The sequence below is a fragment of the Pseudomonas sp. B14(2017) genome, from assembly GCF_002113255.1.
In the GTDB taxonomy this organism is placed as follows: domain Bacteria; phylum Pseudomonadota; class Gammaproteobacteria; order Pseudomonadales; family Pseudomonadaceae; genus Aquipseudomonas; species Aquipseudomonas putida_Z.
On the sequence record NZ_NEJY01000008.1, the window covers coordinates 200,645 to 227,279 of the forward strand.

A 26,635-nucleotide genomic window follows, 5' to 3' on the forward strand; every position below is an offset into this window, starting at 1 on the left:
TTCAGGCTGAACGCATGCTATTGCTGGCCAAAAGCTCAGCGACAGCGATGTTTGGGTTAATGAACGGCAGTGCAGTGATTGCCTATTGCACTGAACTCAAGTCATGCTGCGCATACGTCGAACGTCTCGTTGCGGGGGAGCACCAAACGCCCTGCTGTATTCGCGACTGAACTGTGAGGCGCTTTCGTAGCCAACCATTCCAGCCGCCTGCCCTGCATCCAGATGCTGGTTCAGCATCAGTTGCCTGGCCTCCTGCAGCCGCAGTTGCTTGTGAAATTGCAAAGGACTTACGCCGGTCAGCGTGCGGAAATGTTGACGGAAGGTCGACGGACTCATATGCACACGTTCAGCCAGGTCGTCGATTCGCATGGGTTCCGCCAGATTCTGCTTCAACCAGGCAACGACTTTGGAAATCTGCTGCATTGGAGAGCCTGCGGCGACCAGGTGCCGCAGCGCTATGCCGTGCTGACCGACGAGCAATCGGACGATGATTTCCTGTAGGACCAACGGAGCAAGATGATCAAACAGTACGGGTTCATCCAGCAGTTTCAACAGGCGCTCAAGTGCTCGCACTACATCACTGTCGAGCTCGGCGATGACGATCGCTTGGTGCGTGCTTTCCTTTGGCGGTGGCGGCAGTTGCAGGTCAGAGACAGTTCGCATGACCTGGTTGGGGTCAAGCGTCAGCATCAAGCCCAGAAACGGTTTTGCGACTGAAGCCACTGAAACGTGGGACACCACCGGTTGGTCGATACTGGTCAACATGCCCTGACCCGCTTGGTAATGCAGCACCGCTTCCTGCTGCATGACCTGCTTGCTCCCCTGCGCAACAACGCCAAGGCCCAAGCCATAGATGCAGGGCATGGGGTCAGTCGGCGAGGCCCTGCGATGCAGGCTCAGCGCGGGCAAACGAGTCACTAAGTCACCCGTACCAGGAACATGTTTGGCAATCAGAGCGGCCAAGCCTGACAGGGTTGTTTCGGCGTAGTCGCGCGAAGGCTCGAGGCGGGTCATGAACTTCTCCATCAGCACTTTCGTCATGCAGGGACTAATGATGAAGGGTTTTAGGTAAATCAACCACTGGTGGTCTTCTACAAGACGTTCCAGACACCCTGCTCCTACACGCCAATTGGGAGGATTGATAATCCCGATGGCCTGGCTCAGATGTTAGGAATCCACAAGGTACGCATTAAATTTTCCGGCCAATGAAGCGGCGGCGTGCTTGCTTGAGGCAGGTCTGGAGCTGATCGCTCCGGAGCGCTTCCAGTACCACCCTGAAGGCAGCCGTTTGCTGCCGGCGTGTAGGGTAATAGAGGTGATAGCCTGGGAACGGCTCTGACCATTTACCAAGCACTTCCTTGAGCGCGCCGCTGGTGATGTGTTCCTGCACATGGGCATCGGGCAACTGCGCCAACCCTACGCCTGCCAGGCAGGCATCCAGGATCTGAACCACGCTATTCATGATCAGTGGCCCCTGCACACGGACACGAAACTCGGCGCCGTCGCTGGTAAATTCCCATGAATAGAGGCCGCCATGTGTCGGCAGTCTAAGGTTGATGCAGCGGTGAGTCATCAAGTCCTCAGGTTGCTTCGGAGCACCATACTGTTTGAGGTAAGCCGGTGAAGCCACGGTCACCATTCGCATAGGTGGCCCTATTGGTACGGCAACCATGTCAGCATCAATGATCCCTCCGAGACGCACCCCCGCATCAAACCGCTCAGCGACGATGTCAGTCAGGCCGTAGTCCGTCATCAACTCTAAAGTCACATCAGGGTAATTTTCGATCACCGACTGCAGCTTCGGCCAAAGAACCTGGCGCACTGCGAATTCATCTGCAGTGATGCGCACCAGGCCAGAGGGTCGCTGGCCGAATTCCGACAGAGAGCCAAGGTGCTCCTCGATCTTGTCCAGAAGCGGCGCTATCTCTTGAAAGAGCCGCTCCCCTGCTTCCGTTCGTGTGACGCTTCGAGTAGTACGGGTAAGCAGTCGCACCCCAAGCCGCTCTTCAAGCAGACGTATTGTCTGGCTGACGGCTGAAGGTGAAACCGCCAGGTGGGCCGCCGCTCGGGTGAAATTGCTTTCGCGCGCAACAGCGACGAAGACCGCCAGATCGCTGAGATTATCCGCCCGCATTATTAAGCTCCGCTTCAAACCGATTTCTGAATTTTGCTGATACTCGAATTAAAACGCAGTAGGTACAGTTGACTCAACCATACATTGAGGTAAGCGTCATGACTGATATCGACACCGCCAACGCAGACATGCAGATTCATCGCGCAGGCTCCAGCAAAGCAATCGAAGGGCCGGCAGGCTGGTTCACCGGTCGCGTACGTATTGACCGCGTTTTCACTGCTCCAGCCCCAGCACGCGTTGGCATAGCGGTCGTCAATTTTGAACCAGGTGCTCGCACCAACTGGCACACCCACCCGCTGGGTCAAGCCCTGCTCGTGACAGATGGTGTGGGTTGGACGCAGTGTGAGAACGGGCCCAAGACTGAGATTCGCGCTGGCGATCTGATTTGGTGCAACTGTGGACGCCGTCACTGGCACGGAGCCACCGATACCACCGCGATGCAGCACGTGGCTATCAACGAGTACCTTGACGGCAAACCTGTCGACTGGTTGGAACCTGTGTCCGACGAGGTCTACTTGAATGGGCCGGTCAAGAAGGACTAACAGCTCGCGTTACGCCCACCTGGCACGGGCTGTATGTGCCCACGGTTGAATCATGCTGACCTTGCCGACCAGGAGTCGCGACGGCTGTAGCCACAAGGTTACATCGAAGCAGATCCTGATTGAGCTCGGCTTCTTCGCTCCGGTGTTTGCGACATCTCTTTTGGTACAGAGCCTAGAACTCCACCTTGCCCCGACCCGCCTTGACAGTGCTGCGCCTGGCTTTTCCTTCGAGGCGGCGGGTCTTCGAGCCGAGGGTCGGCTTGGTGGGACGGCGTTTCTTCTCGGTCTTGCCTGCATTGATGATCAACTCGGCAAGACGCGCCAGTGCGTCAACACGGTTCTGCTCTTGTGTGCGGTATTGTTGTGCCTTGATGATCAACACGCCGTCGCCGGTGATGCGACTGTCACGCAGCGCCAACAGCCGCTCCTTGTAAAACTCGGGCAGCGACGAGGCGTGAATGTCGAAGCGCAGGTGCACGGCGCTGGACACCTTGTTGACATTCTGCCCACCTGCGCCTTGCGCGCGGATGTATGTCAGTTCGATGTCGGCATCTGGCAGATGCACGTTATTAGAGATGGTCAGCATGGCATGGCCCTTGTGATTCCCCTCCATTATCCAGGTTCGCCAAGCAATCCGGGAAGTCTGTTCGATCCGAGAGACCGAGGCTCAAAGATGGCCATTTGATGGTATTCTGGCCGCTAATACGTTCTGGCGCCGCTGGTCATACTCACTTCCGGGGTGCCTAGCCTTACCCAATGGATCGAACATGCTTAGAGTGGTTGGTGAAGAGATAGACATCCGTTCCGCGATCAACAGATTCAATTCCTCTTACCATGAAGACTTTTCTCGGGTGAGGAAAATTTCAGCAGCCTACCTGACTGCACTCACGACGCAAAACGCCACAGCGCTGGCCGACGCGCTTCGAAGTGCTTTGATGAACTAGGGCGCAGGCGCGAGAAAGGCCCCGATGCTGCACCTGCCTTCTCAAGCCGCAGCAAGGCTTTGCGACCCGAACCTACACGCCAAGCTTGTCCGTTTTGACAGTCACCAACTGCGTGGATTCGCGCTGTCATCCGCAGATGAACGGATCTTCACCACCGAGGCGCTTTATCCGTCAGCGGCTCATTTTGATGCAGATCTGCTCGGGGTCTTGAAGATGCTGGCCGAGGCTCTGTTCGTTAATAACACCAATGTCACTTACCCCATGAAAGCATTACTGCTGATAACGGGATTCATGCCAGCATTGGATAGCCAGGTAAGAAAAGGATTGCAGCACGCGGGTTTTCAAGGATTCAGCAGTTCTCGCTACCTGCTCCCCAGCGACACCCAAAAAGCTGCCGGACAAAAGCTCTGCAGGCTGCCCTTCACGCTTGGTCAATGCTGGGAGCAAAACAAGGAGCTATTGACTGAAGCCGTTTTGAAGAGCGATCACCCTGCCCTTCAATTCGAGCCTGGTCGGGTCTTCGACATCCTGCTCTTCATGCAGCAAGATCCGAACCGGAAGCTCATCGCCGTTTGAGCGTATGCCTACATCCGGGGCGGACGTAAGACATACACTGATGTGAAGGCGGCCGCGTTTCGCGGACCGCCACGGGTGGAGTGAACTCAGCGCATCATACCCAGTTCGGCATCATCCATAAGCGCCTTGGCCAATGCGCTCAGGTAATGCGCAGCCCAGATCATCATCGGCTTTTCATCCATCAACCCGACAATCGTCAGTTCCCGCACGTACCCCATCAATTCCGAAGACTGCTCCCGAGCGCTCTTGCAAGGAATGCCGGCTTCGATGCGAAACAACGGATGGGTCTGGTTTTCACCTTGGTAGAACGTGGTCTTGCCTACGGTGGTTTTCTCGTTCGATTCGTCAGTAGTCAGTTGCTTATTACCTTTATGAGTGCGCCACCTGACTGCTGTCAAACAGAAGGGTGGCAGCTGTACGTAGGTTGACAGACCGGCGGAATAAGCAAGTTCCGGCGCACGCAAGCGTGCCCCACGCACAGCCACCATAAAGAAAGCCGAATGCTTAAACCGTTACGGCCTGTCAAAGCCGTGTCACTGATGAGCAGCGACAGGCCCAGACTAGAGCCCTGCCAGGGCACCCGCAACGGAAAATAGGCGGCAACAGTATCTTTGGGAAATGCCCTACAAGAAAGCGAAAAAATCTGATTTTTCGAGGCTAGTTGTAATCAATGAACAACGAACGATTCATCATCACATCAGGCAATAGAATTCCCTAACCTCTGCCACAATCTCTCCCTTCGCGTCATAAAGCCTCGCCTCTGGCGTCATGGCCATGGAGCGGGCCTCGAGCACGTAGCGCTGCCCAGCCTTGAAATGCTCGTAGTCGAGGGTCAGGTAGCATTGCCTTACCGTGGTACCTCCCATCAGGCTGATGCCACCGCCACCATTTACTTCGTAGTCGAACCTGACGACCAATTCATGGCTGCCGGGGCTGACCTCAAAGAAGCGCCCGTCGCGCAGGCGTTGTTTATCCAGGCGTTCGGCCAACAGCACACGGTCATTCGGGAATGGCGTCGAGAGATCGACCCAAGCCATCTGTGGGTTGGCAGTGGGCATCGGCGCCTGGCAACCCGCAAATGCAGCGATCGCGAACAACAGTGTCAACTTGCGCATGGGTAGTTCCCCAAAGGCTCCTGGGCTCACTATTCAGGATAACGCCGACAAGTGTCGATGTGCGCATGAAGGGACGACCGAAGCCCCCTCCTTCGCCTTCATGCTGATACTTGGTTCACGCAGCCCCTTCTCGTATGATCGTCGCAATCTGATCTGGAACGGATTTCGTGAAGTCGTTACCTGGAAATGTCCCAATTACCCCGGTTGCCCCCAAGGACGTGAAATGGGAGGTGGGCGAGGCTGCCAACCAGCTCTCTTGGGACGACCTGCGGATCATCAAAACGCTCAGTGAGTGTGGCAGTCGCGCTGCCACAGCCAAGAAGCTCGGCATCAACGTGTCCACCGTCTCCCGCAGGGTCTCCCAGGTTGAAAAAACACTTGGCGTAGCCTTGTTCGATCACCGCAAATCAGGCTATCTGCTCACCATCGAGGGCGCGGAATTGCGTGCCCTCGCCGAGCGCGTGGAGCTGGACATTGTCAGCGTGACGCGGCGTGTCTCACGTGCCGGCCAGGGGCCACTCGGAAAGCTTCGTATCACCACCAGCGACTCACTGCTGCTTTACTTCCTCACCCCCATCATCGCGGACTTCAAGGCCCTCAATGAAGGAATCACGATTGAGGTGCTGGTGGGCAACGAATCACTGAGCCTTGCGCGAGACGAGTCGGATATTGCGGTTCGGGCGACCAGGAAACCCGCCGAAAGCCTGGTGGGCCGCAAACTGGCCACAATCGCCTGGGCTCCCTACGGCCGCAGCAACCACACGTCGCCTACTCCTCTGTTCACGGAAGGCCAGGCATGGGTTTCCTATTCCGCGGCGCTACGCGGGCTCAAGGCAACGAGCTATGTCGAAAACAGGGTCGCTGCCGAGTGCATCTCGTACCGCACCGATTCGGTTGCGGCGGCAAGTGCTGCAATCGCGGCGGGCCTGGGGGTGGGTTTCTTGCCCTGCATGCTGGGTGATATCACGCCTGGGCTTGAACGCGTCGGCCCTGTGGTGCCGGAGCTGCAGGATGAGCTGTGGCTGCTGACGCACCAGGACATCCGCAAATCGTGGCGGGTCAAAGCATTCATGACGTTCTGTGCAGCTGCCGTTGCCAACCAGAAGCCGTTGATCGAGGGCCAACTGGTACTCCCGGTCACGTAGAGCGAAACCGGGAGTGCGGGTCACTCAGCGTGTGAGCCAAGTACCGCTTTGCAGGCGATTTCGATCAGCTGTGGGCGCTGGGCAAGCCTCGAGACGCCGATGATGTTGCTGGCGCATTGAGGCCGTTCCGTGCCGTAGGCGGCCTTGCGCACCTTGCCGACCACGGCAAAGGCCGCGTCCATGTCCAGTACGTAGAGCGTCTCTTCCACGACATCTTCAAGCGTCGCGCCATACAGCGCGAGCAGCTTGGCGATATTGTCGTAGGCGGCGCGCATCTGATCCCCCATCGAAGAGAAATCACAGGGCCTGCCGTCACGATCCAGGGGTGCCGGCGCGACCAGGTTGCCTTCTTCGTCATGATTGAACTGGCCCGATACGTAGATCTCGTTCCCTACCCGCCGTGCCTGCGGATACCCGTAAGAATTCTCCCACGGAACGCCCCAATAGGCGGTTTGTTTGTTGAGTGGTTGTGAAGCTGCCATCGCTTTCTCCTGGCGTAAACCGGATCAGGTAGATCCGCGTTTGCGTGCGAATCCTAGCAGCAGGATGAGCAAGCAAATGGCGCATTGATGCGCTCCTGAGAGCGCAAAAGTGCGCCACCGCTTCGCTCTGCGATTCGCTATCTTGTGCTCGGACTCAAGCAACGGGCATCACTGAGGAGGTCATCCAGTGCCTCAGCACAGTCTGCACAAAGCAGGCGCCGTGACTTGTGCGATGACCATCATCCAGCTGACAGGGAACACAAATGAACAATCCGAAAACTGAAGTACTGACCCCATTCAACAGCCAACTGATCTTCATCGATCAGCAGCCACAGATGGCCTTCGGCGTTCAGAGCATCGACCGCCAGACCCTGAAAAACAACACCGTAGGCCTGGCCAAGGCAGCCAGGATCTTCAATGTGCCCACCACCATCACGACGGTCGAGACTGAAAGCTTCTCTGGGCACACCTACCCCGAGCTGCTCGCCGTCTTCCCCGACGCTCCGCTGCTGGAGCGAACCTCCATGAACTCCTGGGATGACCAGAAGGTGCGTGACGCGCTCAAGAAAAACGGGCGCAACAAGATCATCGTTTCCGGCCTGTGGACGGAGGTGTGCAACACCACCTTCGCACTGTCGGCGATGAACGATGCCGGCTATGAAATCTACATGGTTGCCGACGCCTCCGGTGGCACCACCAAGGAAGCCCACGACTACGCCATGCAGCGCATGATTCAGGCAGGCGTGATTCCGGTGACCTGGCAACAAGTGCTGCTGGAGTGGCAGCGCGACTGGAAAAACCGCGACACCTACGATGCCGTCATGGAACTGGTGAAAGAACACTCCGGCGCCTACGGCATGGGTGTCGACTATGCCTACACCATGGTGCACAAAGCACCAGAGCGCGTTCAGCACGGCCCAACCCTGGCCCCGGTTGCTGCCGCTGTCTGACCATTGCCAGCCCCTGCCTCCAGGGGCTGTTCATTGACCCGCTGATGGGTACGCCGGCTGGCTGAGCCAGGCCATCGAATCGAGCGTTATCGTCTGTAGCCCGCCCGAGGCTGCAGTGGCCTGCTCTGCCCACTCGAAACGTGCGTGCCCACTTCATTGATTAATGGATTTGTATGAACAGCGATCACTGCACTGTGCTGGCGACTGTCGCACTGAAAACGACCGGGCTCCTCAAGCCCTGGCAGGTCACGACTGCCAAGAGGTTGATGCTGGAGAACCTGGACACCGGCATAACTGTTACGGAACTCGCCCAAGCCTGCTCGCTGTCGCGTAGCCATTTCACACGAATGTTCAGGGATACCCTGCATGTGCCCCCGCAGCAGTGGATGCGTGAACAACGGTTGCGCAAAAGCAAGGAACTACTGGGGGGCTCGGGAATGATGCTCGCTGAGATCGCACTGGAGTGCGGTTTCTGCGATCAGTCCCACTTTTGTCGCACATTCGTGAAGGCCGAGGGGATGTCGCCGCAGGCTTGGCAGCGACAGGCGTCTATGCTGGCTGAGCCTTTGCTCAATTAGGGAGCACATTTGTACTCTATCGATGCCGCCCTACCCTCATGGTCAAGGCAGTCGCTACCAAGAGCATCATCCCACTGGCGATGAAGGTCGCCTGGTACCCAACGCCGTCATAAAGCACCCCACCTAAGGTCGCACCTACGGTGATCGCCAGTTGTATCACCGCGACCATCAGGCCTCCCCCGGCCTCGGCGTCCTCGGGCAGCATCCTGGCCAGCCAGGTGAACCAGCCCACTGGCGCACAAGTGGCAATCAAGCCCCAGCCACCAAGCAGCACCGCCGTCGGGACGACCCAGGAACCTGTCGAAATCACAGCGAATGCGATGACGGCCATGAGCAGTGGAATACCGGGCAGCACTCTGAACAGATGCCGGCCTACGAGCGAACCTACCATCATCGTTCCCACCAGCCCCGCGACGCCGATGATCAGCAGAAGCAGCGACAACGTGGGCACGTCCACCTGTGTCACGGTTTCCAGGAACGGGCGAAGGTAGGTGAACAGCGTGAACTGCCCCATGAAGAGCAATGCAACTGCAGCCATGCCAAGCGCAACCTTGCTGTCTAGCAGCAAACGCAGGGATGCGGTCGCCGAAGCCGTACCGCGCTCGCCAGGCATCGCCGGCAGCGTGAAGGCCTGCCAGATCAACGCAATGGCGGCCAAAGGTACGACGCAGAAGAAGGCCCCTCTCCAGCCGATCAGGCCGCCCAGGTAACTACCGACCGGGGCCGCGATTGCCGTAGCCAGCGCAGTACCGCCCTGCATCACGGCAATGGCCTTGGGAACGAGGGCTTCAGGCGCGATACGCATCATCACTGCGGTGGACATCGACCAATATCCACCAATGGCGATCCCAAGCACGGCCCGCCCCAACATCAAGGTCGGGTAGTTCGGGGCAAACGCCACCATTGCACCGGAAACCAGCATTAGCGCCGTGGTGGCCAACAGGACAGGTTTTCGATCAATACCCTGCGTCAGGGTGGACAGCAACAAACTGGTGACTACGGCGAAGAAACCCGAGATCGAAATGGCTTGGCCGGCCTGGCCTTCGGTAAGCGACAAATCAGTGGCAAGTGGTGTAAGCAGGCTCACCGGCAGAAATTCGGACGCTACCAGGGCAAAGGCGCAGAGTGACATTGCCAGCACGGCGCCCCAGACCTGTCTGCTGGAATGTTGAAGGGGGATCGCTGAGCTGGTCATGGTGGTTCTCGTGCAGCAGGTTATGAAAAGCGGGTGCCCTCGCGTTACTCGAGCACTTTGGCAACATTGCCTGCCGCCCATCTTCCTCGCGAAAAACGGCGTATCAGTAGATCAAACGACCAGTTTTCTTGCCTGATTCTCCAGACCCTGTCGACGGGGCATGGACAGCGGAAGTGACGCGCGAGTAGTGTCTTTCCAAGAGATGACCTGAGGCTTCCTATGTCCGCCACCACACAACCGACCTCACACGCGCACCCGATGGCCACGCTGTGCAAGGTCATCGGCGCCCACGCGCCAACGGCTGGCGATTTCGCGACACGCATCGCGGACCTCAGCGTCTACCGACGCAACGCACCGGCCCCACCGGTCACCTGTATCGTCGAGCCAAGCATCGTGCTGGTCGTGCAGGGCGCCAAGGAAATGGTCATCGGCGGCGACGTGTTCCCTTATGACTCGACCCGGTTCCTGGTCACCTCGCTGAACATCCCCGCCCATTCGGCAGTGACGATGGCCAGCGAAGGCGCACCTTGCCTGGGCCTGGTGTTCAAGCTCGACCTGCGTACACTGGCAGAGTTGATCGCGCAAGATGGCCGCCTGCCGGCGGGCAGCCAGTCTGTTCACGCAAGCGCCGGCGTGGGTTTGCTAAGCCCGAAGCTGCTGGAGAGCTTCAGCCGACTGATCGGGCTTTTGGAAGAGCCTGATGCGATACCCGTGCTCTGGCCGCTGATTCAGCGAGAAATCCACTACCGGTTGCTACAGAGCGACCAGGCCCCCCTGCTCCGCTACATCGCCTCGGTCGGCAGCAAGGGGCATCGAATCGCCAAGGCCATCGACTGGCTGAAGCTGAACTACGCCGCGCCGTTGCGGGTAGATGAATTGGCCTCTCGGGTGCAGATGGGGCTTTCAACCTTCCATCAGCACTTCCGCCAGCTCACCGCGATGAGCCCGCTGCAGTATCAGAAGTGGTTGAGGTTGAACGAGGCAAAACGGCTGATGCTCAATGAACACCTGGATGCTGCCACGGCAGCCTTCAAGGTCGGCTATGAAAGCCCTTCGCAGTTCAGTCGCGAATATGGGCGGCAGTTCGGTACGCCGCCGAAACGCGATATCTCGGAGTTACGCCTGGGTGCAGAAAGAATGGAACAGGGCGACTGCCTTCCTTGGCCTTTGACTACGAAATAGCGACCGTCTGGTGCCTTGGGATACACAGCGCGTTGGCTTCTTCGCGGGCATGCCCGCTCCCACAGAGACCGCGCATGTCTTGCAACAATCTTCTGGCCTGCACGGGTCCTTGTAGGAGCGGCCTTGTGTCGCGAAAGGGCTGCGAAGCAGCCCCCAGGGTTTCAGCGCAGATGCACAAATTGCCGGGGCTGCCTTGCAGCCCTTTCGCGACACAAGGCCGCTCCTACAACAGCTGACCGCGTTGCGCTGCCATGGCTTTCTGTCAGGCATCGACAGCCTGCTGCAGCCCTCCTCCCAGCGGCAATTCATACGATTTCTTCACCGTACGCACCACCAACGTCGAGGAATAAGTGCGAATCGGAATATCCCGGTAAGTGTCGAGAAACCGGTAGATATAGTCGGTGTACTCGGTGGCATCGCGAAACTTGGCAACCATCACGAAGTCGAACTCGCCCGTCATCAGGTAGCAGTCCTGAATTTCCGGGTGGCTGGCCAGGATGTGCTGCATCTTGCGGTCAATGTCGTTGCTGTCGCGGTCCAGCTTCACCAGAAAGAAGGCCGTCACCTGAATGCCAAGCTTGCGTTCGTCCAGTATCGCGACCTTGGCCTTGATGATGCCTGCGCTCTCCAGGCGCCTGATACGCCGGTAGCAACTGGTGGAAGACAGCCCGACGCTGTCGCTCAGCAACTCCAGATTCTGGCTGCAATCCTTTTGCAGCTTTCCCAGAATCTTCAGATCCATGGCGTCTGTCATTTTTCACGTGTCTTCCTTGAAAAACTGCAATGAATCCGCCGCAAGGACGCGCCAATTTGCACGATTCCCTGCGCGCCAGCTCTTTACCATCAACTGAGCTTAGCAGCCCGCCTGCGGGGCGCATGAGAAGGACCTTATGATCATCGCGAAACCGACATGGACCGCGGACATCCACGGCCTTTTTACCGCTCCCTACTGGATCCCCGCTGCGCAGCGCGCGGCCGTGGCAGCCTCCTGGACCGGGTGCATGAACGCCTATTTCGTCTACCTGGACGACCCGGACTCGGTCAAAACCTGGTCAGAAACCATCTACCAGCACCTGGCCTCGCGCAACATGCCGCTGACCCTCGACCAGCAACAGTTCTGGCCGATCGATGCCCTGGAAACCTTCAGGTTGTGGGTCAACCAGGGCTGGCGCCTGGACGCCGATTCTCCCTTCGATCTGGCCGAACGCATCCCGCCACCAGACCTGCCCCAATCGGTCAGGCGGGTGAGAAAGGACATCCGCGCCCTGAGCCTTGAGGAACTGAACCTGTACCGCGCCCGCCTGGACGACGTGATGCAGGTGGGCGACCCCGACAGTGGCTCGCCTTGGCAACGTTACGCCTACATCCACACCAACTGGTGCCTGCATTACCAGGAGGCGTTTGCCCTCTGGCACCGGGCCTACCTGTTGTACCTGGAACAACTGATCGACTGTGCCATTCCCTACTGGGACTGGATGGCCGAAGATGCCAGCGTCGACGGCAGCCCGCAGGCCGGCCTGCCCCAGGCGTTTCTCGATGAAACCTATGTGCACCCGCACACCGGCGAAACCCGGCCCAATCCCCTGCGCTACGCGGCCGCCAAGGACGGTTGTTCCAAGGTGTGCGCCAGCGGCGCGGCCAAGGGGGTGGACTGCCGGTATGTGCAACGCGACCGGTTGTTCTACACCCACGGTGACGACTCGCGCTCGGATCGCGCCCGTTTGTACGGCATGAGCCGGATTTTCCAGCAACAGGTGGTGGATGCCCTGAAGTTCACCACCTTCAGCCAACCACAGGGTGTGCCCGGTTATCCGTGGGCCAACATCCCGGTGTTCGACCCGCCCCAGAAGGACAGCCTGTACCCCAATCGTGCCCTCAACTTCGACGGCCTGTACGAGCAACCCCACGACAACTATCACGGCTGGATCGGCGGCGACATGGCCGACAACGCCTACACCGCCTTCGACCCGGTGTTCTGCTCCTACCACGCCAACATCGACCGCATGCTCGAGGTCTGGATCAGGGCCAACCCCGGGGCGCAATACACCACGCAGTGCCTTCTCCAGCCGTTCTCCGGCCACGACGCCACGCAGCTCACCTTCACCAGCGCCGACGCCTGGCGCTACACCACCATCGGCGACATGGCCCAGGACAGCCGGCACATCGGCTACGACTACGGCGTGCCGGTGGCCCCACAGTTCGGCGCGCCCAAGGCGGCCACCGGCGCCTGCTGCAAGCACAGCGCGAAAGCCGGGCCTGCCGCGGGCAACGCCGCAGGGCCCGGGCCGTGGGTGGTGTTCGATCATGTGCGCTGCACCCATGACACCTATCTGATCGATGTCTTTCTCGACCAGCCCGACGCTGCCACGCAGCACGTCAGCGCCGACAACCCCCATTACGTGGGGCGCTTCAGCCGTATCGGCATGGGGCTGGTGGACGACAAGGGCCGGTGCATCACCCACGGCGTGTCCCGCGCACTGAATGCGGCCCGCAACGCCGCTGCGCTGGGCCTTGCCCGCGGCGATGCGGTGCAGTTGTCGCTGGTGGTGACTCACCTCGACAGCGGCCGCGTGCTGACGCCTGACGAATACACGACCCTGCCCGGTTTCATCGCCCAACTGGTGTGGGACGACCCGCGCCAGACCCTCGCCGGCCCGCCCCCGGTCGCCGGCTGCTGCTCTGCTTCCACCTCACGCACATCAGGAGAACCGACATGAGCACGCCCTTCAAGCAGTTCACCTCTCCCGCCGGCCAAGCCCCCAAGGACTACAACAAGCTGGGCCTGGAAGACCAGTTGCCGCAGTTTGAAACCGACTGGAACAACAACCTCACCGGCTGGACCGAATCGTCCATCATCGGCAACCCCTGGTCGGGCCTGAACGACGCCCCCCGCTCGGGTTACTACAACCCGCTGGTGGAAGGCTTCGGCGACGTGACCGCCCCGGCGATCACCTGGGCGCCCTTCCCCAACCGGCTCTGGACCTTCTTCTACAACAACGGTGCGGCGGTCATTCCCCAGTTGGGTGGCAAGGCCATGACCCTGGACCAAGTGATGGAGTTGACCGACCACGGCCAGATCACCCTCGACAACACCCTCTACATGCTCTACGACCCCAACAAACAAGGTACCGTGCTGCAACTGCCGGCCAAGCGCTGCCCGAGCATCGACTGGAACGGCAAGTACACGGCGTTCTCGCCTTCCGGCCCACGGGGCTGGCTCGACGAGTACTGCGAGTGGTCGATCGTGCGCGATGCCAACGGCAACATGCGCAAGATCACCTTCACCTGCGAAAACCCCGCGTACTTCCTGACCATGTGGCGTATCGACCCGAACGCAGTACTGGGCCTGTACCGCGACTACGTCGACCCGAACGTGCAACTCGAAGACCTGTACCTGCGCTACACCACCGACGGCCCGACCGGCAAGGCCGGCGACCCGGTCATCGACCCCACCACCGGCAAGCCGGCCTACGACACCGTCAACAAATGGAACGCCGGAACGGCCTGTGTGCCCGGCCAGTTCGGCGGTGCGATGCACCTGACCTCCGGCCCCAATACCCTCAGCGCCGAGGTGTACCTGGCCGCCGCCGCCACCATCCTGCGCCCGGTGAGCAGCAGCCAGAACGCCCAGTCGTTGATCTGCTGCGCGCAGTACGGGCAGAACTATCGCAACTCTGATCCGCACATCGGTTTCATGGCCAATACCACGGCGGTGAACAACCGACTGTCGCTGACCAACCCCATTGGCCTGTACTTGCAACAGCCCACCGATTTCAGCGCCTGGAAGGGCCCGCAAGGCCAGGACGTGAGCCAGTACTGGCGCATCACGCGCGGTACGGCCAAGTCGGCTGCCAATGGTTCCGACCAGATCCTGCAGGCGGTGTTCGAAGTGCCGGAAAGCGCCGGCTTCTCGATCAATGACATCACCATCAACAACCAGAAGGTCAACTATGTGTGGGTCATCGCCCAACAACTGCTGGTCGGCCTGAGCGTCACCGTCAAGCCGCTCAGCGCCACGCCTCAAGCATTCCCATGCGTGCAGGACCGGGTGGCCGGCCTGCAACCCTGGCCAGTGCAACTGCTGCCGCTGGACCTGTTCTACGGGCAATCCCCAACCGACCTGCCCGCCTGGCTTGCACCGGGTAGCAGCAACCAGTTCGTGCTGGTGGTGCAAGGCGCCGACCCGACTACCACGGCGCAGAATGCAAGGGTGCAATTCTCCAACCCTGGGGTGACGGCGCAGGTCACCCAGTACCTGCCCGACGCGTCGGCCATTCCCGGCCAGACCAACTCGGGCGGCACCCAGGCCTACATTCTGACCATCACGGTCAGCCCCTCCGCAGCACCCGGCCTGGTGACAGTGCGTGCCCTCAACCCGGGTGAAGACGTGAACGTGAGCGCGACAGACCACCCTTGGGAGTCCGGCCTGGCGCTGGTGCCTGGCGCCTGAGCCACGCCAGTCACGCCACTTACGCCCCTCTACCGCCGCACCTTCGGGTGCGGCTTCACAGCTTGCAAGGAGCGCAATGATGTCCAGGTCACGCTTGAGTCTTCTGTCGCTGCTGTGCGGCATTCTGCTGTGCCTGTCGACGCTGCAACCCGCCACGGCGGCCACGCTGTCGGACGCCGATACCTGTGTGCAGCAGCAATTGGTATTCAACCCGGCCAGCGGGGGATTCCTGCCGGTCAACAACTTCAATGCCACCAGCCAGGCGTTCATGAACTGCTTTGGCTGGCAGCTGTTCATTGCCTTGAACTGGCCGGTGAACCCCGGTTGGCCGGCCACCGCCAGCCTGGCGGGCGAACCCGACATGCAAAGCACGCTGGCGCAGTTCGGGGTCCCCTCCGCACCGGGTCAGCCCATGAGCGTGGCCCCGGTATGGGCCAGCTACAAGGACGCCAACGACATCTTCCTGCCCGGTGCCCCCACGCCCACCGGTTGGGGCGTGCAAACCCTGGTACCGTCCGGCTGCAGTACCCAGGGTAGCCTCAAGGCACTCAAGGTCGGCGCACGCAAGTTCATGAACGCCACCTCCGAAGGCGCGATCAATGCCTTGCACGGTTTCCACCTGTCGACCGGGACACTTGCGTCCATTCCCGACCCGGTCATGGAAGCGTCCGGCGGCTGGCTGACGGACCAGGCGGGCAAACTGGTGTTTTTTGAACGCAAGGTGGGCAAGGCCGAGTTCGACTACATCGTCGACAAGGGGCTCTACGACGCCGCCAACCAGTTGAAGGTCGCGCAAAACCTCGACGGCCAGACACCGGAGGGCCTGTCGCTGCCAATCGGCGAACCGATGCGCTCACTGCCGACCTCCCCAGTGCCACAGGAGCAACTGGGCGCGATCGAGCTCAAGGCCGCCTGGCGGGTGCTGACCGGAAAACCCGAGCTGTTCGGGCGCTACCTGACTACCGTCGCCTGGCTCAAACGCCCCGACACGCTGGAGTGTACCCAGGAGGTGGTGGGGCTGGTGGGCCTGCATATCATCAACAAGACCCAGGCTTCGCCCAACTTCATCTGGACCACCTTCGAGCAGGTGGACAACGTGCCCGAACCGGCCCAGGTCCCGCCGCAACAAACCCCGCCAAACGGGTTTGCCTTCAACAACCCTGACTGTGGCAACGGCCCCGAGTGCACACCAAACCAAGCCCGTATCCAGTGCAAGCAAACGCATCCCGACAAGGACTGCACCGATCTCTTCCCACGCGACCAGCCGGTACAGACCACCCGCGAACACCCCGTGCCCGGCGACCTGCAAGCCCTCAACAGCGCGGTGCAAGCCAACTTCGCGCAGCACAGCCAAGGCAAGTCGGTGTTCCAGTACTACAAGCTGGTCAACGTACTGTGGACCCTCGCCCCCAATCCGCCCAGCCCGGAACCGGGCGCCAACGCGCAGGTGCCGCTGTCGTACGGGCCGTTCATCAGCCAGGGCAATGTGCCGGTGGCCAACACCACCATGGAGACCTACGTGCAGGGTGACGACTGCAACCAGTGCCATCAGTACGCGACGATTGCCGGCAGCCCTTCGTTGGCCTCGGACTTCTCCTTCCTGTTCAACAGTGCCGGTTCCGCCAGCAACAAAAGCCTGATCAAAAGCATCAAAGCCTTCGAAACCCTCAAGGACCGACCCTGAACAGCAAAGGGGCGATCACCGATCGCCCCGAACAGGGATTCGCCTATCGCGCTTTGCCCTTCAGGTAGGTGCCTGGCCACACACCAAAATTTCGCACCCTTGAAATTAATGCGTTTAGTCAGCTTGCCAAATATTCCTTGCACACCGCGGGAACGGGCTTCGGTCATAACAGTACACACAGACCTTCCTGTGTCTGACCTGAGGTAAGCGATCATGGCAAACAATCAAGACAAGGGTGGCAACCAAGGCAATGCTGACACCGGCATGGGTAACAACACTGCCGGCACCGGCCAGCAAGGCGGCCAGGGTTCGGGCGGCCGGATGCCCGGCCAACAGCAGCAAGGTGGCAGCCAGTCCGGCCAGAAACCTGAGGACAAGATGAACAAGGACTGGGAACGTTCCCGTGACACAGGGAGCCAAGGCGGCCAACGTACGACCGACAAGCAGAACCAGAACCTGACAGACAAGGACCGCATGGGCGGCCAGCAAAACCAGGCAGATGATCCGCAGTGGGATAAAGATCGCTGATCAGCAGCGGCGGGCATCAGGGTGATATCTGCCCTGATGCCACCTCCATCGTACAGGAGGCTCCTGATGAACAACTCCAGAGAACGACATTCGACGGTCATTTGCCTGCAAGCAGGACGCATCCTTTTCGTGCGCAAGCAAAGCGCTGAATGGTCGTTGCCAGGCGGGAAAATAGATCCAGGCGAGCATCATCTGGACGCCGCGCAGCGCGAGCTGATGGAGGAGACTTGCCTACCCTTCAATGGTGCTCGATTCCTCAACCATTACGTGCTCGCAGGCGAGGAACACTACCTCTATCAGCTGCCTGTCGAGCCTGGCGCAAAACCTACCGCAGATCACGAGATCGTGGAGTGTCGCTGGTTTACAGCGCCTGAACTTCACGAAGTGCAGGTCAAGCCGTCCAACATCCAGCTGCTTGAACGAGAGCACCTGCTCCCTGTGTAGGGGTACCCGATTATCAGCGAAACGCGGAAAGTGTTCCGGCACCAGCTTGCACGCAAGCGTACGCCCACAGGGCAAGCTTGCGCTGTAGATAGCAGTGGAGATAACACCATGAAATTCGCGCTGTTCTGCCAATGGCTCGCCAAGCACGCTGGTAAACCAAGTACCTTCCTCATCGCCGTGGTGCTCATCACCCTGTGGGCTGCGTCCGGGCCCTGGTTTCACTACAACGACACCTGGCAACTGATCGTCAACACATCGACGACCATCATCACTTTCCTGATGGTGTTTCTGATTCAGAACACCCAGAACCGTGACAACGACATCATCCACGTGAAGCTCGACGAACTGATCCGCGCTACAAAGTCCGCAGAGCAATCGGTACTAGGTCTCGAATCTCTCGACAACCGAGAGATCCATCAACTTCGCAAGGAGTATCAGGCGATGGGCCGAAACTGCGAAACGGCCCCACAGTCGCCTCGCGAGCAGCAGGCAAACGATGCCGCTCGGGACAACCTGCAGCGCTAGAGGTCAATTATGGTCGTTCGTTGCGTGCTGTTCGTCCTGGCAGCCCAGCAGAAGTTCAGCCAAGGTTTCAGCACAGGCTGAAATGCCGTCCAGGAGCACCATCTCAAAGCCATGGGTATTCTCTGTCGGGATCGCGATACAGCCCGCCCGGGCATCGATCCCCGCGCTCAATACCGTACTCGCATCTGACGCGAAGTCGACGAGCAATGCCGCCTGCGGCTCATAACCTGCCTTGCGGCCAGCTGCGATCAGGCCTTGCACCACGGTGCGACTGTAGTAGCCCTTCTGGTCACCGGTATTGATGATCGGGTTGACTGATAGCTCCGTACCATACTCATCAAGCACCGGGCCGACCTCGACGGCAATGGTGGTATCGCCGGGCAACCGGGACGCGGCGTACATGGCACCGGCATTCGATTCCTCCTCCAGCGTGGTGAGCACGAACCAGACATCCCGCTGCAACGCCTCCCGCCTTTCACTCAGCAGCTTCGCACAGAGGATGACAGCACTGATGGGAGCACGGTCATCGAGAAAGTGGGCAGCAATACAGTCCTGTACTTTGAATGGCTGACGCCAGTGCTGGCTGAGCACGACCCGGGTACCCGGCCGAACCCCCAATTCCTGGAGGTCCTGCCGGGTCTTGCGTGTGACCACGTGGACGTCCTTCCACTGAACGTTTCCCGCCAGCACATCTCTTCCGTTGGCAGTCCGACCGCTACTGTGCATCGAGCCAATGGACAGCACGCCAGGCAGGATTTGCTCATCACCCAAGATATCGACGGGGCAGACACCAAAGCTGATCGGTTGCGCTCCCCCGAGGGCCAGCACCTCCAGGGTGCCGTTCTCGTGGACATTCTTGACGATCATCGCGATCTCATCGAGATGGGCCATTACACGTATGGCTGTCTGTGGATTGCATGCAAGCCCGGCGCGAATGACCCCCACCACGTTGCCGGCGGCATCGGTGTGCGTGTCATCGCAATAACTGCCGAGCTCTCGAAGGCAAATAGCCCGCACCTCATCCTCTTGCCCTCCGGGGCCACGGGCATTGAGGAGTTCGGTCAACAACGCGTCGATCTTCACAGCAGAGCCTCCCTTATTCAAGCTGCAAGCGATTGTCCTGCACACAGATAGCCGCCGGCCCTCTGCCGGGGCAGTTGGGCCGACGACGAAGATGCCGCAGGATCAGGAATTGAAGCCCAACCCCGAGGAAAGGTCGGCGTCTCCAGGCCTGCGCTCTGCCTGTGTCGACGCTTTACCACCCGCCTGATCGAGCGACTCTTCGACCGACGCCTTCACCTCGCGACCCTTGGCCTTGAGTGTGTCGGTCAAGCGATCGCTGCTGGCGCCCATCAGCTGGTCTTCCTTGCGGGTACTGGGTAGCGCCGCCCCCAATGCCGCACCCAGTGCTATCCCCAAAGCGGCCAATACCAGCGGTTGCTCCTGAAGCAGATGATCGAACTGGCCTTTCAGAGCCGTGGCCTGGTCTGCGGCCTTGTGTGCCGAATGGCGCAGGGTATCTGCAGAAGCCCCCACGGAGTCGCGGGCGCCGCTGCCAAGCTCGCTGGCCCGATCGCGCATGTCATGGGCTTTCATGCGCACCTTCTGGCTGGCGTCGTGCACGGCCTCCCCCGCCTGCGCGAAAGCGCCCTTCACCGTGTCCACCGCGTCGCCGAGCTTTTCGCCCAACCCCGGGCCCTGGTGCGCAGGCCCGGGGTTGAAGGGGCGGTTCTGGTTCAGGCCCAGCCAAGCCAGGCCCAGTACCGTCAGGGTAGCGGGTACGGGGTTGTTCTTGAGGGTGGTGCCCAGGTTCTGGAAGAACTCGCCGCCATTGCCTTTGGCATAGGCCAGGACTCGGTCGACTATCTGGCCCGGGCTCAGGCGCTGTTCGAGGGCGTCCACCAGATCGCTGATGTGCTCGCGCTTGGCGTTGATTTCCTGCTCGAGCAAGTCAGGGTCTTTGTGCGCTTCATGTTCGAAGGAAGTGGTCATGGCAGTTTCCTCTTCAGCGTGTCCTTGTCCTGCTGCATGGCATGCAAGGTGCGGTCAGGGGCCAGGTGCGTGGGTTCGAACTGTTTCTTGCCCGACTGCAACATGATGAACCCGATCACCAAGGTGACCGCGCCCACGATCAAGGCTGCCAGCCAAGGCTCGACCACCATCGCCAGGGCGTAGACTGCCGCCAGCAACAGGATGACGAAGCCCGCCAGCATCACGATCGCGCCCGCCGCCACCGCAGCCGTACCGGCCTTGAGGGCGGTGAGGTTCTGCTGAAGCTCTGCCTTGGCCAGCGCCAGCTCTTTGGTAAACAGGTCCGGTACTTCCCGCATCAGCTGGCGCAACAAACCGCCAACACCGACGGCGTCGTCTTCCACCGTGTGCAAGCCTGGGGTGGTATGCAAGGGGTCTTTGTTCATCATTCACCTCCTTTGAGTGGATCGCGCTCGAACGGGCTGCCACTGACCGGCGTGCCTGCACCAGGGCCGACTGGGTCGACGGGGGTGAAAGGTTCACGGTTGGATACGTCGCTACCACGATCAGGCACGGGCTGCGCGGGGCGGGACTGGCGCCAATCAGCGGACGACGCAGGGGTAGTGGACTCATGGCTGGTGCTGGCTCGCATGAAACGCGATACGGCAAACCCGATGGCGACGCTACCGGCCAGGAAGAGCGCCGGGTTGCTCCTGGCCAACTGAGCACCACGCTGCAGCAGGCTTTCGGCACTTTCATGGCGTACCTGCTCGGCAAACTCACCCACGCACTCTGCTGCCTGGTTCAGGTACTGCGACAGCCCGAGACTGTCGTTGCCTTGCAGCGCAGCAGCAGCCGAGCGCGCCCCCTCCTCAAGCGAATCAAGCTGATCGGCTGCGTTATCGCGGTAGTGTTCGAACTGCTCGCTGCCTCTGTGCCTGGCCTCGCCAAGCAGCGCACCGGCGTCATCGATCAAGGCATGTTCCTGGGTGCTGCCGGGTGGAGAGGTCGAGCTTTGATTGGTCTTGTCCATCGTTTCGCCCTCGAAGCTGATTGTTGGGTGGATGCCGTCTTTACTGAGGCATTCATTCGAGGGACGCAGGTGAGGCGGCAGGAGTTCAGCGTTTGTGATCTATGACATTTGCTTGGAGACCCAGAGAAAATGGCGCAATCAACCCTGGTTATTGGTACCGGAGCAAAGGCTTTGAAGGTGGCGGTAATCAGCGTCGACAACGATTGGAGCACCGCGTTGTCTCGGGGGCAGCCGAGCTGCTCAGGCCAGCTGGATGAAGACCGCGTAAATACCGAGAATCATCCAGAAGACCAGGAATATCCAAGGTGTACGCAGCGAAAACAACAACGACTTGCGGTGCCCGGCCAGGGAGGTTTCCGCCTCGCTGAACAGTGGCGATTCGTCATATGCCAGACCCATCAGTGGCTCGCTGCGCAGAAGGTGGCTCTGTTTCAATTGCCAGTGCTCGATGATCTTGTAGGCCGCGCGAATGCCCGGCCAGGCATTGAGTGAACTCAACACCCCCAGCAATGCGAGAAACGGCGGAACCACCAGCGTGAACATCTCGCCCCAGCTCTGGTTGAGGTTACCCATCGACGATACGAAGGCGATCACCAGAAACGACTGTGCGGCAAGATAGGCGTCAGTGCGGTTGGCGAGGATGCTGGTCTCGTACTGGATTTCACGGCGGTAGAAATCAAGGCGCTCTTTTGGCGAACCGAACATACGGGCGTTCCGCTCGCTGATCTCGTGTTCAGGGGTGCCTGGAGTGATGATTTGCGGCACGTACTGGCTCCTGAAAATGAGAATGATGGTGCCTCGAAACTTGAGAAGTGAACCCATGAATGAAGGCCTGCCTGAAGATTTCAGGCAGGTCCTGGTCACGACAAGCTTCAGGTACCGCCGGTACCGCTATTGGAGAATTTCTTTACATCAATGGTCGGTGCGACGAACTCCGGCCCGTCGCCCGATACCCGCCAGCGCACATTGTTGATGCCGTAGCGCTCAGCCATCGGCCGGCTGACCTTCTTGATCTTGTGCTGGCCGAACCGTGGAATGATACCCACGCCAGCATCGCAACTTGCCCAGTGCCAGGCTTCGGCGTTGTCCATACGCTCAAGCCGGATGATGAAGGTGCGAAATTCCCCATGAAGCTCGTACTCGATCACATACAACTGCTGTCCAGCCATTGCACTCTCCTCCACCAATTCAGACTAATGGAGCGAGCAACGTGTAAAAAGATTCATTAATTTTGACTGGTTGGTCATCGGTCTTTTCCATCGCCATGTTTCCATCACGTCCTCAGTGCAAATGCCGCTCCAGAGCCAGTGCATCGGCTATCGCAGCACCGGAGGCGGTGTTGTCGAAAATGCACCAGGTGGGCACTCCAGCGGCAAGGCTGTGCTGCAAGCGTTCAGCCAGACGCTGCAGATATTCGTCGGGATACTCGCTGTGGTAGATCCTCGGTTCGCCATGCAGGCGCCAGTAGACCAGCCCTGGCCAACCAGCCGGTTGCGCATCGGTAACGAAACGCGACGGGCTCGCGGCAACCTGGGCGATGCGCAAATCGACCAGCATCGGCTGCGCCGATTGCCAGCTGGCGTGCCTGGGCTCCAGCGCTACCGGCCCGTCATACCGTTGCCGCAGGCTTTCGAAGAAACGTCGCGCATGCTCGGGGTCATGGCCAAGCGATGGCGGCAGTTGTACCAGCAGGCAACCCAGGCGGTCGCCCAACTGCCCGCATTGAGCAAGAAACCTGTCCAGCGCATCCTCGCACCCGCAGAGCCGCTGCTCATGGCTGATGGCCTTGGGCACCTTCACCGCAAAGCGGAAATGCTCAGGCACGGACGCAGCCCAACGGGCGTAGGTTTCGGGGCGATGGGGTCGGTAGAAGGAACTGTTGATTTCCACCGCATTGAAGCGGCTGGCGTAGCGTTGCAGGTGGCTACCGGGCTGCGCAAATGCCTCGGCGTAACGGCTCGACAGGCTCCAGCCAGCGCAACCCAGATGAATCATTCAACTACCTGCTGGTTCGCTACGCAACGCCTCGCACTCACCCGCGACGCGCCGGGCATACCCAACACCCCACAGCAGCGCCCGCCTCATGGTTTCCCCTGCGCGCTGGTCGTAGATCCGTTCGTATAGCACCGAACCGTCGGTGCGATAGACCCCGATGAACAACTGCGTGGCGCCTGTGCGTGACAAGCGCGTCTGCACCTCCAGGCAGGTGCCGGTGCCGAGCGTTTCCTCATGGGTCTGATGGTGCAGGATCGGGTCGCACCACCGTCTGTAGGTTTCACCTCTTCGTTTCATCTGCCAGCCCTCACCTTTTCATGGCTGCTGATAATGCCCCGGCGATGTGCCTGGCTCATGGTCGTGCTCCAGACGCTGCACCTGCACGTCAGTGAAAGATGACGCTTCGTTGCGGTGCATGCCTTGCAGGTAATCGCGCGCCGCTTCGCGGCTCAGGTCCTCCTGGTCGCTGCGCAACTCGCAGGTGCCGGGTTGGTTGTCGAGGATGTAGCTGATCAGGTACAGGTACTTGGCCATCGCTGTAACTCCTGCTGGCTGAGTGAAATCAGGCGACTCAGCTCGATTGATCCTGGCTTGAATGCAGCCGTTCAGCAGCGACGACGACCGGCTCAGGAACTCAGCGCCAGGCCGTCATCAGGGCGCCACGCGTGCCGTTGACCGGGTCTTGTGCGGGGTCGGGCACGGAAGCGATTCGCGCCAGCGCCTGCTGGTGCGCTGCGCTTTCTGGGCGCTGGATATCGTAGTTTTCCTGCCCCTTGGGATAGGCGCCGACCACCAGAAAATCGTCGCTGCTCTCGACGCAGCGATGGCCAGTTCCTGCCGGCAGTACCAGTACGTCGCCGCACTTCACGCTTATGGTCTGCCCCGCTTCGCCGCCCAGCGTCACCCGCGCCCTGCCGCATGCGACGCCAAGAACTTCATGAGCATTGGGGTGGAAGTGATGGTAATCGAAGATCCCACCGCGCCACAGCGGCACCCACTGGTGTGCGGTGAACAGCGCCTCGAAGGCACTGGCGCAGTCTTGCGACGGGTTGAGTTGCAAGCGGTACAGCAATACCGGAAAACGGCTGTTCGGCGTTGCACCGTCGTCCTTGAAATACAAGGTCTGCACGGTGGCACCCGCAGTGTCTGTCGCATTCATGTCGAGCATCCTGATCCTGTTGTCCGTTCACTTGCGAACCCGATGGCTCATGCAAGGTTCCAGTCGGTAGACCAGTGCGCACACGCTTGAAACTTTCCCGATCCGAGCCAAGTCCAGACCCCTATCGGTCACAGGACGGGAGAAGGCAATGACCAGCACGGTAGGCGACTTTCTGGTGGAGCGCTTGTATCAATGGGGGGTGCGGCGCATCTTCGGCTACCCCGGCGACGGCATCAACGGGGTATTCGGGGCGTTGAGCCGGGCCGAGGGCAAGATCCAGTTCATCCAGGCACGCCACGAGGAAATGGCGGCCTTCATGGCCAGCGCCCATGCCAAGTTCACCGGCGAATTGGGCGTGTGCATTGCCACCTCCGGCCCCGGCGCTTCACATCTGCTTACCGGCCTGTATGACGCGCGCATGGATCACCAGCCAGTGCTGGCCATCGTCGGTCAGCAGGCGCGAGCAGCGCTTGGCGGGCATTACCAGCAGGAGCTGGACCTGCTGTCGATGTTCAAGGACGTCGCAGGTGCCTTCGTCCAGCAGGCTTCGACTCCGGAACAGGTGCGCCACTTGCTCGATCGCGCTGTACGTACCGCCGTCGGCGAACGCCGGGTCACCGCAATCATCCTGCCCAACGACCTGCAGGACCTGCCCTACCACGAACCACCGAAAGCCCATGGCACGGTGCATTCCGGCATCGGCTACAGCAGGCCCAAGGTGGTGCCTTTCGAGCAGGACCTGCAACGTGCCGCCGAGGTACTCAACGCCGGACGAAAAGTGGCGATCCTGGTCGGTGCCGGTGCACTGCAAGCCACCGAGCAGGTGATCGCGGTAGCTGAAACGCTTGGTGCAGGCGTGGCCAAGGCGCTGCTGGGCAAGGCCGTAGTGCCAGACGACCTGCCATGGGTCACCGGCGCCATCGGGCTGCTAGGTACCGAACCGAGTTATCGGTTGATGAACGAATGCGACACCTTGCTGATGATCGGCTCTGGTTTCCCCTACGCCGAATTCCTGCCTGAGGAAGGCCAGGCCCGTGGCGTGCAGATCGATTTGCAGCCAGACATGCTCAGCCTGCGCTACCCCATGGAGGTCAACCTGGTCGGCGACGCCAGCGAAACGCTGCGGGCACTGCTGCCATTGCTCGAACACAAGACCGAGCGCCGTTGGCGCGACAAGGTCGAAGGCTGGCGCGCAGACTGGGACAAGACCCTGCAGAAACGCGCCTTGCTCAAGGCTGACCCGATCAACCCCCAGCGCGTGGTGCACGAACTCTCCCCTCGCCTGCCCGACCACGCCATCGTCACCAGCGACTCCGGGTCCTGCGCCAACTGGTTTGCCCGCGACCTGCAGATACGCCAGGGCATGCAGTGCTCGTTGTCCGGAGGCCTGGCCAGCATGGGCGCGGCGGTACCCTATGCCATCGCCGCCAAGTTCGCCCATCCGCAGCGCAGCGTGGTGGCATTGGTGGGTGACGGGGCGATGCAGATGAACAATCTGGCCGAGCTGATCACCGTCGCCAAGTACTGGCGCCTGTGGGAAAACCCACAGTGGATCTGCGCGGTGTTCAACAACGAAGACCTCAACCAGGTGACCTGGGAACAACGGGTAATGGAGGGCGACCCCAAGTTCGAGGCCTCACAGGCGATTCCTGATGTGCCCTACCATCTGTTCGCCATCTCCATCGGTTTGCAAGGCATCTATGTGGAACGCGAAGAAGACATTGCCGACGCCTGGGAGCGAGCCCTGGCGGCTGACCGGCCGGTGTTGATCGAGTTCAAGACCGATCCGGACGTACCTCCCTTGCCGCCGCACATCAAGCTTGAACAGGCGAAGAAGTTCGCCAGCAGCCTGCTCAAGGGCGACCCGGACCAGGCTGGGGTCATCGTGCAGACGGCCAGGCAAGTTCTCGGTTCGGTATTGCCGGGCAAGAAATGAGACGTGCACAGCAGCCGCCGCAACCAACCCCGCCGGCACCTGGCCAACTACACTCAGTCGACACACG

Annotated in this window: 32 protein-coding genes; 14 read left to right on the top strand and 18 right to left on the bottom strand. The window is 60.2% G+C overall.

Annotated features, from left to right (window positions below; genetic code table 11):
* Positions 1-96: 96 nt before the first annotated feature.
* Positions 97-1,014 (bottom strand): AraC family transcriptional regulator, encoded by a 918-nt coding sequence (locus CAG34_RS10515; RefSeq protein ID WP_085589878.1) that lies wholly within the window; start codon positions 1,012-1,014, stop codon positions 97-99.
* 69 nt (positions 1,015-1,083) lie between these two features.
* Between CAG34_RS10515 and CAG34_RS28870 the strand changes: the two genes are divergently transcribed.
* Positions 1,084-1,209, top strand: coding sequence for a hypothetical protein (locus CAG34_RS28870; protein ID WP_256573544.1), 126 nt, complete (start codon positions 1,084-1,086; stop codon positions 1,207-1,209).
* On the opposite strand, the gene CAG34_RS10520 is transcribed toward CAG34_RS28870, so the two are convergent.
* Positions 1,190-2,134 carry a LysR family transcriptional regulator gene (locus CAG34_RS10520; RefSeq protein ID WP_085589783.1) on the bottom strand — a complete coding sequence of 315 codons (945 nt, stop codon included), beginning with the start codon at positions 2,132-2,134 and terminating at the stop codon, positions 1,190-1,192. The two genes, CAG34_RS28870 and CAG34_RS10520, sit on opposite strands and share 20 nt — an antisense overlap.
* Before the next feature lie 98 nt (positions 2,135-2,232).
* On the opposite strand from CAG34_RS10520, the gene CAG34_RS10525 reads away from it, so the two are divergent.
* Complete coding sequence (locus CAG34_RS10525; protein ID WP_085589785.1) at positions 2,233-2,676, top strand: cupin domain-containing protein; 444 nt, start codon at positions 2,233-2,235, stop codon at positions 2,674-2,676.
* Between the two features lie 172 nt (positions 2,677-2,848).
* Here the strand turns inward: CAG34_RS10525 and arfB are convergent, their stop codons facing one another.
* On the bottom strand, positions 2,849-3,262 hold the full coding sequence (gene arfB / locus CAG34_RS10530) for an alternative ribosome rescue aminoacyl-tRNA hydrolase ArfB (RefSeq protein WP_085589787.1): 414 nt from the start codon (positions 3,260-3,262) through the stop codon (positions 2,849-2,851).
* Positions 3,263-3,644: 382 nt separating this feature from the next.
* Between arfB and CAG34_RS10535 the strand changes: the two genes are divergently transcribed.
* Positions 3,645-4,196, top strand: a complete 552-nt coding sequence (locus CAG34_RS10535; protein WP_085589789.1) for a hypothetical protein — start codon at positions 3,645-3,647, stop codon at positions 4,194-4,196.
* A gap of 86 nt (positions 4,197-4,282) precedes the next feature.
* Here the strand turns inward: CAG34_RS10535 and CAG34_RS10540 are convergent, their stop codons facing one another.
* On the bottom strand, positions 4,283-4,552 hold the full coding sequence (locus CAG34_RS10540; RefSeq protein ID WP_025339172.1) for a DUF3077 domain-containing protein: 270 nt from the start codon (positions 4,550-4,552) through the stop codon (positions 4,283-4,285).
* 336 nt (positions 4,553-4,888) lie between these two features.
* Positions 4,889-5,311 carry a hypothetical protein gene (locus CAG34_RS10545; protein WP_025339173.1) on the bottom strand — a complete coding sequence of 141 codons (423 nt, stop codon included), beginning with the start codon at positions 5,309-5,311 and terminating at the stop codon, positions 4,889-4,891.
* Positions 5,312-5,529: 218 nt separating this feature from the next.
* Between CAG34_RS10545 and CAG34_RS10550 the strand changes: the two genes are divergently transcribed.
* A complete protein-coding gene (locus CAG34_RS10550; protein WP_085589791.1) occupies positions 5,530-6,456 on the top strand; it encodes a LysR family transcriptional regulator in 927 nt (308 codons plus the stop codon).
* A gap of 20 nt (positions 6,457-6,476) precedes the next feature.
* Here CAG34_RS10550 and CAG34_RS10555 read toward each other — a convergent pair whose 3' ends face one another.
* Positions 6,477-6,938, bottom strand: coding sequence for a Rid family hydrolase (locus tag CAG34_RS10555; protein ID WP_085589793.1), 462 nt, complete (start codon positions 6,936-6,938; stop codon positions 6,477-6,479).
* A gap of 263 nt (positions 6,939-7,201) precedes the next feature.
* Between CAG34_RS10555 and CAG34_RS10560 the strand changes: the two genes are divergently transcribed.
* Together CAG34_RS10560 and CAG34_RS10565 are read left to right on the top strand one after the other, a co-directional pair.
* Positions 7,202-7,888: a hydrolase gene (locus tag CAG34_RS10560; RefSeq protein WP_003258732.1), complete on the top strand. Its 687-nt coding sequence runs from the start codon at positions 7,202-7,204 to the stop codon at positions 7,886-7,888.
* A 173-nt stretch (positions 7,889-8,061) separates the two neighbouring features.
* Positions 8,062-8,466: a helix-turn-helix domain-containing protein gene (locus CAG34_RS10565; RefSeq protein ID WP_085589795.1), complete on the top strand. Its 405-nt coding sequence runs from the start codon at positions 8,062-8,064 to the stop codon at positions 8,464-8,466.
* 16 nt (positions 8,467-8,482) lie between these two features.
* Here CAG34_RS10565 and CAG34_RS10570 read toward each other — a convergent pair whose 3' ends face one another.
* The gene (locus tag CAG34_RS10570) at positions 8,483-9,661 is read right to left on the bottom strand and encodes an MFS transporter (protein WP_085589797.1); all 1,179 of its coding nucleotides are present in this window, start codon (positions 9,659-9,661) and stop codon (positions 8,483-8,485) included.
* Between the two features lie 258 nt (positions 9,662-9,919).
* Here CAG34_RS10570 and CAG34_RS10575 point away from each other — a divergent pair, with 258 nt between their 5' ends.
* Entirely contained in the window at positions 9,920-10,843 is a 924-nt protein-coding gene (locus tag CAG34_RS10575; protein WP_256573545.1) for an AraC family transcriptional regulator, read from the top strand.
* 262 nt (positions 10,844-11,105) lie between these two features.
* On the opposite strand, the gene CAG34_RS10580 is transcribed toward CAG34_RS10575, so the two are convergent.
* The gene (locus tag CAG34_RS10580; protein WP_003258733.1) at positions 11,106-11,585 is read right to left on the bottom strand and encodes an Lrp/AsnC family transcriptional regulator; all 480 of its coding nucleotides are present in this window, start codon (positions 11,583-11,585) and stop codon (positions 11,106-11,108) included.
* A 148-nt stretch (positions 11,586-11,733) separates the two neighbouring features.
* Between CAG34_RS10580 and CAG34_RS10585 the strand changes: the two genes are divergently transcribed.
* The 6 genes from CAG34_RS10585 to CAG34_RS10610 all read left to right on the top strand — a co-directional run bounded on the left by CAG34_RS10585 (position 11,734) and on the right by CAG34_RS10610 (position 18,474).
* A complete protein-coding gene (locus CAG34_RS10585) occupies positions 11,734-13,560 on the top strand; it encodes a tyrosinase family protein (RefSeq protein ID WP_170929271.1) in 1,827 nt (608 codons plus the stop codon).
* The gene (locus CAG34_RS10590; RefSeq protein ID WP_085589804.1) at positions 13,557-15,293 is read left to right on the top strand and encodes a hypothetical protein; all 1,737 of its coding nucleotides are present in this window, start codon (positions 13,557-13,559) and stop codon (positions 15,291-15,293) included. The genes CAG34_RS10585 and CAG34_RS10590 overlap by 4 nt, the downstream gene beginning before the upstream one ends.
* A 79-nt stretch (positions 15,294-15,372) precedes the next feature.
* Entirely contained in the window at positions 15,373-16,977 is a 1,605-nt protein-coding gene (locus tag CAG34_RS10595; protein WP_085589806.1) for a hypothetical protein, read from the top strand.
* Positions 16,978-17,190: 213 nt separating this feature from the next.
* A complete protein-coding gene (locus CAG34_RS10600) occupies positions 17,191-17,505 on the top strand; it encodes a hypothetical protein (protein ID WP_085589808.1) in 315 nt (104 codons plus the stop codon).
* 66 nt (positions 17,506-17,571) lie between these two features.
* Complete coding sequence (locus CAG34_RS10605; protein ID WP_085589810.1) at positions 17,572-17,949, top strand: NUDIX domain-containing protein; 378 nt, start codon at positions 17,572-17,574, stop codon at positions 17,947-17,949.
* A gap of 108 nt (positions 17,950-18,057) precedes the next feature.
* Positions 18,058-18,474 carry a low affinity iron permease family protein gene (locus CAG34_RS10610; protein WP_085589812.1) on the top strand — a complete coding sequence of 139 codons (417 nt, stop codon included), beginning with the start codon at positions 18,058-18,060 and terminating at the stop codon, positions 18,472-18,474.
* Between the two features lie 3 nt (positions 18,475-18,477).
* Here the strand turns inward: CAG34_RS10610 and CAG34_RS10615 are convergent, their stop codons facing one another.
* The 10 genes from CAG34_RS10615 to CAG34_RS10660 all read right to left on the bottom strand — a co-directional run bounded on the left by CAG34_RS10615 (position 18,478) and on the right by CAG34_RS10660 (position 24,641).
* Complete coding sequence (locus CAG34_RS10615; protein ID WP_085589814.1) at positions 18,478-19,557, bottom strand: peptidase M42; 1,080 nt, start codon at positions 19,555-19,557, stop codon at positions 18,478-18,480.
* 102 nt (positions 19,558-19,659) lie between these two features.
* Entirely contained in the window at positions 19,660-20,466 is an 807-nt protein-coding gene (locus tag CAG34_RS10620; protein ID WP_085589816.1) for a DUF3618 domain-containing protein, read from the bottom strand.
* On the bottom strand, positions 20,463-20,891 hold the full coding sequence (locus tag CAG34_RS10625) for a phage holin family protein (protein ID WP_085589818.1): 429 nt from the start codon (positions 20,889-20,891) through the stop codon (positions 20,463-20,465). Before CAG34_RS10625 ends, CAG34_RS10620 begins: the two co-directional genes overlap by 4 nt.
* Positions 20,891-21,478, bottom strand: coding sequence for a hypothetical protein (locus CAG34_RS10630; RefSeq protein ID WP_085589820.1), 588 nt, complete (start codon positions 21,476-21,478; stop codon positions 20,891-20,893). Before CAG34_RS10630 ends, CAG34_RS10625 begins: the two co-directional genes overlap by 1 nt.
* A gap of 240 nt (positions 21,479-21,718) precedes the next feature.
* Positions 21,719-22,243 (bottom strand): hypothetical protein, encoded by a 525-nt coding sequence (locus CAG34_RS10635; protein WP_075045260.1) that lies wholly within the window; start codon positions 22,241-22,243, stop codon positions 21,719-21,721.
* 107 nt (positions 22,244-22,350) lie between these two features.
* Complete coding sequence (locus tag CAG34_RS28875; protein WP_025339190.1) at positions 22,351-22,647, bottom strand: DUF6555 family protein; 297 nt, start codon at positions 22,645-22,647, stop codon at positions 22,351-22,353.
* Between the two features lie 112 nt (positions 22,648-22,759).
* Positions 22,760-23,473, bottom strand: a complete 714-nt coding sequence (locus CAG34_RS10645) for a DUF72 domain-containing protein (RefSeq protein ID WP_085589822.1) — start codon at positions 23,471-23,473, stop codon at positions 22,760-22,762.
* The gene (locus CAG34_RS10650) at positions 23,474-23,770 is read right to left on the bottom strand and encodes a hypothetical protein (protein WP_085589824.1); all 297 of its coding nucleotides are present in this window, start codon (positions 23,768-23,770) and stop codon (positions 23,474-23,476) included. It abuts the gene before it with no gap.
* 18 nt (positions 23,771-23,788) lie between these two features.
* On the bottom strand, positions 23,789-24,007 hold the full coding sequence (locus tag CAG34_RS10655) for a hypothetical protein (protein WP_003258752.1): 219 nt from the start codon (positions 24,005-24,007) through the stop codon (positions 23,789-23,791).
* Positions 24,008-24,107: 100 nt separating this feature from the next.
* A complete protein-coding gene (locus tag CAG34_RS10660; protein WP_085589826.1) occupies positions 24,108-24,641 on the bottom strand; it encodes a cupin domain-containing protein in 534 nt (177 codons plus the stop codon).
* A 139-nt stretch (positions 24,642-24,780) separates the two neighbouring features.
* Between CAG34_RS10660 and CAG34_RS10665 the strand changes: the two genes are divergently transcribed.
* Entirely contained in the window at positions 24,781-26,568 is a 1,788-nt protein-coding gene (locus CAG34_RS10665) for a thiamine pyrophosphate-requiring protein (RefSeq protein ID WP_085589828.1), read from the top strand.
* Positions 26,569-26,635: the final 67 nt, after the last annotated feature.